The 8,188-nt window shown below is 71.7% G+C and carries 9 protein-coding genes; 3 read left to right on the top strand and 6 right to left on the bottom strand.

Annotated features, from left to right (window positions below):
- The 4 genes from ROTAS13_RS14845 to ROTAS13_RS14860 form a co-directional block, all read right to left on the bottom strand.
- Positions 1-1,210 (bottom strand): AarF/ABC1/UbiB kinase family protein (locus ROTAS13_RS14845; protein ID WP_075822724.1); only part of this gene is annotated, 1,210 nt, incomplete at its 3' end.
- A gap of 53 nt (positions 1,211-1,263) precedes the next feature.
- Positions 1,264-1,974, bottom strand: a complete 711-nt coding sequence (dnaQ, locus tag ROTAS13_RS14850; RefSeq protein WP_075822725.1) for a DNA polymerase III subunit epsilon — start codon at positions 1,972-1,974, stop codon at positions 1,264-1,266.
- 10 nt (positions 1,975-1,984) lie between these two features.
- Positions 1,985-2,623 carry a dephospho-CoA kinase gene (gene coaE, locus ROTAS13_RS14855; protein WP_058389100.1) on the bottom strand — a complete coding sequence of 213 codons (639 nt, stop codon included), beginning with the start codon at positions 2,621-2,623 and terminating at the stop codon, positions 1,985-1,987.
- A gap of 180 nt (positions 2,624-2,803) precedes the next feature.
- Entirely contained in the window at positions 2,804-3,649 is an 846-nt protein-coding gene (locus tag ROTAS13_RS14860) for a shikimate dehydrogenase (RefSeq protein ID WP_075822726.1), read from the bottom strand.
- 310 nt (positions 3,650-3,959) lie between these two features.
- Between ROTAS13_RS14860 and gshB the strand changes: the two genes are divergently transcribed.
- Complete coding sequence (gene gshB, locus ROTAS13_RS14865) at positions 3,960-4,913, top strand: glutathione synthase (RefSeq protein ID WP_099781889.1); 954 nt, start codon at positions 3,960-3,962, stop codon at positions 4,911-4,913.
- Between the two features lie 55 nt (positions 4,914-4,968).
- On the opposite strand, the gene ROTAS13_RS14870 is transcribed toward gshB, so the two are convergent.
- A complete protein-coding gene (locus ROTAS13_RS14870; RefSeq protein WP_075822727.1) occupies positions 4,969-5,964 on the bottom strand; it encodes an aldo/keto reductase in 996 nt (331 codons plus the stop codon).
- A 132-nt stretch (positions 5,965-6,096) separates the two neighbouring features.
- Between ROTAS13_RS14870 and ROTAS13_RS14875 the strand changes: the two genes are divergently transcribed.
- Positions 6,097-7,005, top strand: coding sequence for a LysR family transcriptional regulator (locus ROTAS13_RS14875; RefSeq protein ID WP_075822728.1), 909 nt, complete (start codon positions 6,097-6,099; stop codon positions 7,003-7,005).
- A gap of 9 nt (positions 7,006-7,014) precedes the next feature.
- Here the strand turns inward: ROTAS13_RS14875 and ROTAS13_RS14880 are convergent, their stop codons facing one another.
- The gene (locus ROTAS13_RS14880; protein WP_019462956.1) at positions 7,015-7,224 is read right to left on the bottom strand and encodes a DUF2945 domain-containing protein; all 210 of its coding nucleotides are present in this window, start codon (positions 7,222-7,224) and stop codon (positions 7,015-7,017) included.
- 228 nt (positions 7,225-7,452) lie between these two features.
- Here ROTAS13_RS14880 and ROTAS13_RS14885 point away from each other — a divergent pair, with 228 nt between their 5' ends.
- Positions 7,453-8,085, top strand: a complete 633-nt coding sequence (locus ROTAS13_RS14885; protein WP_019462955.1) for an acetyltransferase — start codon at positions 7,453-7,455, stop codon at positions 8,083-8,085.
- Positions 8,086-8,188: the final 103 nt, after the last annotated feature.

The following is an 8,188-nucleotide window of genomic DNA, read 5'->3' on the forward strand; positions in this document are numbered from 1 at the left end:
CCTTGAAGCCCTGGGCGAGGTCGGCGGGCAGGGCCAGGCCGTGGTCGCGCATCAGGCCCATGAAGTCCGGGATGGCCTGGCTGAGCAGGAGCGGGCCGGTGCTGTGGCGGGCGACGAAGGCATCGGCGGCCTCGGCCACCGCGACGGGGTCCACCTCCGGCTGGCCGGCCCAGTCGAGCAGGACGTCGCTGACGCCGGCCGACTTGCCGCGGGCCAGGGCGGCGATGAGGGTCAGCACCTGGTCCCGGCGGCGGAGCGAAAGGCGGCCGATCGTGCCGAAGTCCAGCAGGGCGATGCGGTTGCCGCTCTGGCAGAGGACGTTGCCCGGGTGCGGGTCGGCGTGGAAGAGCCCGTCCACCAGGGTCATGCGGAAGAAGGCCTCGGCGCCCCGGTGCGCCAGGATGGCGGTGTTCATCCCGGCCGCCTCCAGCGTCGCGCGGTCGCGCGGGTGCTGGCCCTCCAGGTGGTCCTCCACCAGCAGCCTTTCGGTGGTGTATTCCCAGTGGATGCGGGGGAAGACGATTTCCGGCCGGTCCGCGAAGCCGGCGGCGATGGCCTCGGCGTTGCGGCCCTCGTTGACGAGATCCAGCTCCTCCCGCATGGCGCCCAGGAGCTGGCGCAGGATGTCGCGGGCACGGTAGCGGGCGAGTTCGGGCCATTCGGCTTCCAGCATCCCGGTCAGGTGGGACAGGAGGCGCAGGTCGGCCTCCACCAGCGGGCGCAGGCCGGGACGGCGGATCTTGACCACCACCTCCTGCCCGTCGCGCAGCGTGGCGCGGTGGACCTGGGCGATGGAGGCTGAGGCGAGCGGCAGGGGTTCGAAGCGGGCGAAGACCTCCTCCGGCGGGGCGCCCAGGTCATCCTCGACCTGGGGGCGCAGGGCCTCGAAGGGCAAGGCGGGGACGTGGCTGTGGAGCCGTTCCAGCTCCTCGATCCAGTCGGGCGGCAGCAGGTCGGCGCGGGAGGCCAGGACCTGGCCGAGCTTGATGAAGGTGGGGCCCAGCTCCTCCAGCGCGCGGCGCACGCGGGCGGGGAGCGAGAGGAGGCGGGCCTCCGCATCGGGCGGTTCCTGGCGCAGGCCCAGCTGGCGCAGCAGGCCGCGCAGGCCGGAACGCTGCACGAAGTCGTCCAGCCCGAAGCGGACCAGCACCGTGCCGATCTGCTGCAGGCGGCGGCGGTCCCGCGCGGCGACGAGGGCGGTCTGGAGCATCTAGAACAGGCCGCGCCGGTGGCGGGCGTGGCCGGAGGCCCGGGCGGACAGGGTCACGGGGTGCCGCGGGAGGTGCTCGGGGCGGCGCCCGTCGCCGCCCAGGGATTCTCCTTGAACCGTGCCATGAAGGCGGCGTGGCGCTCCAGCTCCCCGGGCGACGGGACGATGGGGCGGGGCTGGCGCGGGCCGGCGGGGCCGGTGGAGGCGACCAGCACGGGGCCCGTGGCCTGGGCCGCCAGGGCGAGGCCCGGCTGCTTGCCGCCCATCAGCTCCAGATAGACCTGGGAAAGCAGCTTCACGTCCAGGAGCGCGTTGTGCGAGGTGCGCATCGAGTTGTCGACGGCGAAGCGCCGGCACAGCGCATCCAGGCTGTTGGGCAGACCGGGGAAGCGCGCCTTGGCGATGGCCAGCGTGTCCACCATGCGGCGGCGGTCGATCACCGGCGCGCCGCAGCGGCGGAACTCGTGGTCCAGGAAGTTGAAGTCGAAGGGCGCGTTGTGCGCCACCACCGGATCGTCGGCCAGGAAGTCCAGCAGATCCGGCAGGATGGCGTCGAAGAGCGGCTTGCCGGCCAGCATCTCGCGCGTGAAGCCGTGGATGCGGGCGGCTTCCTCCGGCACGTCGCGCTGCGGGTCGATCAGCCGGTGGAACTCGCGGCCGGTGGGCATGAAGTTCACCACCTCGATGGCCGCGACTTCCAGCACCCGGTCGCCGGTGGCGGGGTCGAGGCCGGTGGTCTCGGTGTCCAGGATCAGGGCTCGCATGGCCCTGCCCCTAGCACAGAGTGGCGGCGGGTGGCAGCGGCCGTGCCTCCGGCCCTGCGTAGCGGCGCACCAGGGCGCGCACCGCCCGCTGGGCGGCATGGCGCGACAGGCCGGTATGGATGACGTGGTCGGCCAGGCGGCGCTTCTCGGCATCCGGCATCTGGCGGGCGAGGATGGCGGCAAGGCGTTCCGGCGTCATGCCCCGGCGGCGGAGCACGCGGGCGCGCTGCACGGCGGCCGGGGCGGAAACGACGACGACCGTGTCCACGCGCCGCTGCCCGCCGCCTTCCAGCAGCAAGGGGATGTCCAGCACCGCGAGTCGGCGGCCGGCGCGGCGGGCGCGGGCCAGGAAGCGGCGCTCCTCGTCGCGGACCAGCGGGTGGATGATGCGCTCCAGCCGGTTCAGCGCCGCGTCGTCGCCGATCACCGCCCGGCGCAGGGCCTCCCGGTCCACCCGCCGGCCGCCGGGCAGGTCGCGCACCGTGCCGGGAAAGGCGGCCTCGATCGCGGCCAGGGCGCGCCCGCCCGGCCCCTGGAGGCGGTGGACCGTGGCATCGGCGTCGAAGACCGGCACGCCCAGGCGGCGAAAGGCAAGGGCGGCGGTGGACTTGCCCATGCCGATGCTGCCGGTCAGGCCCAGGACCTTCATGCGGACTGCCCTCCGCGCCCGGGGCGGCGGGGGCGGATCGTGGTGGCGGAGCGCGAGTCCCGGCTGGCGTGCATGGCCCACCCTAGGTGGCATCGCCCCGTAAGCCTGGGAAGCCGCCGAGACGATTTGTGGCAGGGGCCGGGGAACTGTGACGCGGGGATGTTCCGGGCGGACGCCGGATCAGCGCGGCGGGATATCCGCCGCGACATGGGCGCGGAGGGCGGCATCGACCTCCGGCATCACGCCGAACCAGGCCGCGAAGCCCGGCCGGCCCTGGTGGAGCAGCATGCCGAGCCCGTCCACGGCGCGCAGCCCGCGCGCCCGGGCGGCGGCCAGCAGGGGCGTTTCCAGCGGCACATAGACGATGTCGCAGACCACCGCCGCGTCCGGCAGGGGCGAGAGGTCGATCTCCAGCGGCGGCTGGCCCCGCATGCCGAGCGGCGTGGTGTTCACCAGCAGGGCGGTTTCCGCCAGCGGCGGGGCGGCGGCGACCTCGATGCGGCCCTCGCCGGGGCGCTCCAGGTCGCGCGCCAGCTTCTCCGCCCGCCAGGTGGCGCGGTTGACCAGCACGACGCGGGGGCAGCCGGCCTTCAGCAGGGCCGCGGCGATGGCGCGCGCCGCGCCGCCGGCGCCGAGCAGGGTGACGGTGCCGTCCGTGGCGCGCCAGCCGGGCGCCTGTTCCTCCATGCTGGCGAGGAAGCCCCAGCCATCGGTGTTGGAGCCGATGATCAGCCCGCCCTGGAAGACCAGCGTGTTGACCGCCCCGGCGCGGTGCGCGGTGTCGTCCACCTCGTCGCAGCAGGCGAAGGCGGCTTCCTTGTGCGGGATGGTGACATTGGCGCCGGCGAAGCCCGCCAGGGTCAGGGCGCGGGCGACTTCCGGCAGGCGGCCGGGTTCCACCGGCAGGGGGATATAGGTGCCGTCGATGCCGTAGCGTTCCAGCCAGAAGCCGTGCAGGCGGGGCGAGCGGGAATGCGAGACGGGCCAGCCGAACACGCCGGCGACCTTCGACCTGCCGGTCAGCATGGGCTGCGCCTCTTCCGCCGCGTCATCGCTGCTGGTCCTTCCTCCTGGTGCGGCGCCTTTCTTGGCACGCCACGTAGCGAATTCCGAATCCCCGCTCCGGGATCGATGGGGTGGCGGGAGGGCCGCCCGCCCCCTGACAGGGAGCCCCGGCGGGGGCCTGAGGGAGCTGCCTTTCCGGGGAGGCTCCTCCCTGACGGGGCTGGGCCGGAGCGGATGCGGGACGAAACCCCTCTGGCATTGCCGGCCCGGGAATGCGACCAAGATCGCATCCCGGACGGACTTCCCCAACGGGCTTCAGGGAATGGAAGGCATGACGCGCACGCTGAAGGTCGCGGTCCAGATGGACCCGATCGGCTCCATCGACATCAAGGGCGACAGCACCTTCGCCCTGATGCTGGAGGCCCAGGGCCGGGGGCACCGGCTCTGGCACTACCACCCGCGCGACCTGGCGATGCATGCGGGGCGGGTGATGGCCTGGGCGCAGCCGGTGGAGGTACGCCGCGAGGCCGGCAACCACGCCACGTTGGGCCCGGACGAGGAGATCGACCTCGGCGACATGGACGTGGTGCTGATGCGCCAGGACCCGCCCTTCGACATGGCCTACATCACCGCCACGCACCTGCTCCAGCACATCCATCCGCGGACGCTGGTGGTGAACGACCCCTTCGAGGTGCGGAACGCGCCGGAGAAGCTCTACGTCCTGCAATACACGGACCTGATGCCGGAAACGCTGGTCACCTCCGACCGGCGCCGCATCCTGAAGTTCCGCGAGGCGCATGGCGACATCATCCTCAAGCCGCTCTACGGCAATGGCGGCGCGGGGGTGTTCCATGTGCGGCCGGACGACCCGAACCTCGCCTCGCTGCTGGAGATGTTCACCGAGCGGTCGCGTGAGCCGCTGATGGTGCAGAAATACGTCCCCGCCGTGCGCAAGGGCGACAAGCGCATCATCCTGGTGGATGGCGAGGTGGGCGGCGCGATCAACCGCGTGCCGGCGGAGGGCGAGAGCCGTTCCAACATGCATGTCGGCGGCAAGGCGGTGCAGACAACGCTGACGGAGCGGGAACGCGAGATCTGCGCGCGCATCGGGCCGGACCTGCGGGCGCGCGGGCTGATCTTCGTGGGCATCGATGTGATCGGCGACTACCTGACCGAGATCAACGTGACCTCCCCCACCGGGCTGCAGGAGGTGGCGCGCTTCGACAATGTCTTCCTGGAGAAGCAGATCTGGGAAGCGATCGAGGCGCGCGTGACGCCGCGCTGAGGCGGGCGTGGGGAGAGGCCGGGTCCCCTCCCCACGGACCCCGAAGCGCCCTGTGTCAGCTGCGTTCGCTGTCCAGCGTGGCCATCTGCTTCGGGTCGTAGCGTTCGCCCGCGGCGGCGCCCTTCGGCACGGCACGCCCGATGGCGGCGAGGTCCTCCGGCGTCAACGTGACGTCGAGCGCGCCGAGGGCCTCGTCCAGGCGGTCGCGGCGGCGGGCGCCGACAAGGGGGACGATGTCCTCGCCCTGGGCGGCAACCCAGGCGATGGCGATCTGGGCGACGCTGGCGCCCTTCGCCGCCGCGATGCGGCGCAGTTCCTCCACCAGGGCCAGGTTGCGCTCCACATTGCCCTGCTGGAAGCGCGGGCTGTGGCCGCGGAAGTCGCCGGCGCCGGACTGCCCTGCCTGCCAGTGGCCGCTGATCAACCCGCGCGACAGGACGCCATAGGCGGTGATGCCGATGCCGAGTTCGCGGCAGGTGGGGAGGATGCTGTCCTCGATGCCGCGGGAGATCAGCGAGTACTCGATCTGCAGGTCGCAGATCGGGTGCACGGCGGCGGCGCGGCGGATGGTGTCGGGGCCGACCTCGGACAGGCCGATCTGGCGGACATAGCCGGCCTGCACCATCTCGGCGACGGCGCCGATCGTGTCCTCGATCGGGACCTCCGGATCGAGGCGCGCGGGGCGGTAGATGTCGATGTAGTCCACGCCAAGGCGTTGCAGCGAGTAAGACAGGAAGTTCCTCACCGCCGCCGGACGGGCGTCGTAGCCGGTCCAGTTCAGGGCGGGATCGCGCAGGGCGCCGAACTTCACGCTGATCAATACGTCCTCGCGCCGGCGGGTGCGGAGCGCCTCGCCGATCAGCATCTCGTTATGGCCAACGCCGTAGAAATCGCCGGTGTCGAGCAGGTCGATGCCGGCATCCAGGGCGGCATGGATGGTGGCGATGCTCTCGGCGCGGTCCGCCGGGCCATACATGCCGGACATGCCCATGCAGCCGAGGCCGAGGGCGGAGACGCGCGGGCCTGCCGCGCCGAGTTGGCGGTTCTGCATGATGACTTCTCCTGTCTGCCAATCTTCCCGACGCCGCGATGCGCTGCTTTCCGGGCTGACGGGGAGTATGGGGCGGCGCGGCTCGTGCGATAATCCGGCCTTCTCCGCACGGGTTGTTTGGATTTTTGCACAATGGCCGGTCCCGATCTTGCCGATCTCGATGCCTTCGCCGCGGTGGCACGGACGCGCAGCTTCCGGCGGGCGGCCGGGCTGCGCGGGGTATCCGCATCCTCGCTGAGCGAGGCGGTGCGCCGGCTGGAAGCCGTGCTGGGGGTCAGGCTGCTGAACCGCACCACCCGCAGCGTGACGCCGACCGAGGCAGGGGAGCGGCTGCTGGAACGGCTGGGACCGGCCCTGGGCGAGGTCGCGGCGGCGGTGGATGCGGTGAACAGCTTCCGCGACAGCCCGGCGGGGACGCTGCGGCTCAACGTGCCGACGGTGGTGGCGCGGATGATCCTGCCGCCGCTACTGGAAGCCTCCCTGCGCCGGCATCCGGGCATCCGCATGGAGGTGGTGAGCGACGACAGCTTCATCGACGTGCTGGCCGCCGGCTTCGATGCCGGCGTGCGCTACGACGAAAGGCTGGAGCGCGACATGATCGCCGTGCCCATCGGGCCGCGCGTGCAGCGCTTCGTGGCGGCGGCCTCGCCGGACTACCTGGCGGCGCGGGGCGTCCCACGGCATCCGCGCGACCTGCTCGGGCATGACTGCATCCGGCACCGCTTTTCCAGCGGGATGGTCGCCGTCTGGGAGTTCGAGAAGGACGGGCGCGTGGTGAAGATCGCGCCCGAGGGAAGGCTGGTGGCGGGCAATGCCGAACTGGAGATCTTCCTCGCGGCGCGGGGCTTCGGGGTGGTCAAGCTGTTCGAGGAGTATCTGGCGCCCCACTTGGCTTCCGGTACGCTGGTCCCGGTGCTGGAGGACTGGTCGCAGCGCTTTTCCGGGCCCTTCCTCTATTATCCGGCACGCCGCCACATGCCCGCGCCACTGCGCGCCTTCGTGGATTTCCTGCGGCAGCGGGACAGGCCCGATAGCGCGTGAGGCGCGGCGTCACTCCTTGCGCAGGGCTTCCGGCTTGTGCGCCGCCTTGCCGCCGCTCTTGTCGCTCTTCACCAGGAACTGCGGGTCCTCCGGCGAGGCCCTGACCTTGTGGGCCTTGATCTGCGTGTCGCCGGTCAACTTCTTCTCCACCGTACCGTGGCTGGTGCCGCCGGAGCTTTCCCAGCGTACATGGTCGCCGGGCTTGAGGGACTTGGTCATTCCTGCTCCTCCATCCTTGCCGATGGGCCGGCACGGGTCTGCACGGTCCCTGCAAACGAACGCCTGGTTCCGGTGGGCGTTCGCTCCGGCACGCGATCGTGCGCCCCCATTCCGCGCCGAGAGGGCGGTGGGTTGTCACGAGAATGTCTTCCCGCACTGCCGGCGGAAATGGCAACAGCGCCGCCCTTTTCCACGGAGGCACGGATGGGCGCGACAGGCAGGCGACACATGGACCCGGCGACGGCCACGAAGCGGCTGGGCGAGGCCCCGGCCATCGATCCCAGCGCCAGCCTGCGCGACACGCGCCTCGGCCGGTACTGTGAGGTCGGGGCGCGGACGAAGCTCGCGGAGTGCGTCTTCGGCGACTACAGCTACGTCGCGAACGACAGCGACATCATCTATGCCACGCTCGGGCGCTTCTGCTCCATCGCCGCGCAGGTGCGGATCAACCCCGGCAACCACCCGCTGGAACGCGTGGCGCTGAACCACTTCACCTACCGCTCCGCCGCCTATGGCCTCGGCGACGATGACGCGGATTTCTTCGCGTGGCGGCGGGACCACCACGTCACGCTCGGCCATGACGTGTGGATCGGGCATGGCGCGGTGGTGCTGCCAGGTCTGCGCATCGGCAACGGCGCCGCCATCGGCGCGGGCGCGGTGGTGACGAAGGATGTGCCACCCTTCGCCATCGTGGTCGGGGTGCCGGGGCGCGTGCTGCGCTTCCGCTTCCCGCCGACGGTGATCGCGGCGCTGGAACGCATCGCCTGGTGGGACTGGCCGCACGAGGTCCTGGGCGAGCGGCTCGGCGATTTCCGCTCGCTCGGCGCGGAGGAATTCTGCCGGCGCTACGATCCGGCATAGGGCCTGGCCCTTTCCTGGCACTGCCGCTCCTGGTGCCGCGCTTCGTGTCCACCCCCGGGGGCTGTCTCTTGATCACATCTACGCACAGCTCCACCGTAAGGCG

The sequence above is a fragment of the Roseomonas sp. TAS13 genome (assembly GCF_001950415.1).
Lineage (GTDB): Bacteria > Pseudomonadota > Alphaproteobacteria > Acetobacterales > Acetobacteraceae > Roseomonas > Roseomonas mucosa.

Excerpts from the sequence above, each read along its gene's own strand:
- dnaQ (WP_075822725.1), bottom strand. The coding sequence starts at position 1,974 with ATGCGAGCCCTGATCCTGGACACCGAGACCACCGGCCTCGACCCCGCC.
- coaE (WP_058389100.1), bottom strand. The coding sequence starts at position 2,623 with ATGAAGGTCCTGGGCCTGACCGGCAGCATCGGCATGGGCAAGTCCACC.
- ROTAS13_RS14860 (WP_075822726.1), bottom strand. The coding sequence starts at position 3,649 with ATGCTGACCGGCAGGTCGAAGGTCGCCGGCGTGTTCGGCTGGCCCGTC.
- gshB (WP_099781889.1), top strand. The coding sequence starts at position 3,960 with ATGACGCGCACGCTGAAGGTCGCGGTCCAGATGGACCCGATCGGCTCC.
- ROTAS13_RS14870 (WP_075822727.1), bottom strand. The coding sequence starts at position 5,964 with ATGCAGAACCGCCAACTCGGCGCGGCAGGCCCGCGCGTCTCCGCCCTC.
- ROTAS13_RS14875 (WP_075822728.1), top strand. The coding sequence starts at position 6,097 with ATGGCCGGTCCCGATCTTGCCGATCTCGATGCCTTCGCCGCGGTGGCA.
- ROTAS13_RS14880 (WP_019462956.1), bottom strand. The coding sequence starts at position 7,224 with ATGACCAAGTCCCTCAAGCCCGGCGACCATGTACGCTGGGAAAGCTCC.
- ROTAS13_RS14885 (WP_019462955.1), top strand. The coding sequence starts at position 7,453 with ATGGACCCGGCGACGGCCACGAAGCGGCTGGGCGAGGCCCCGGCCATC.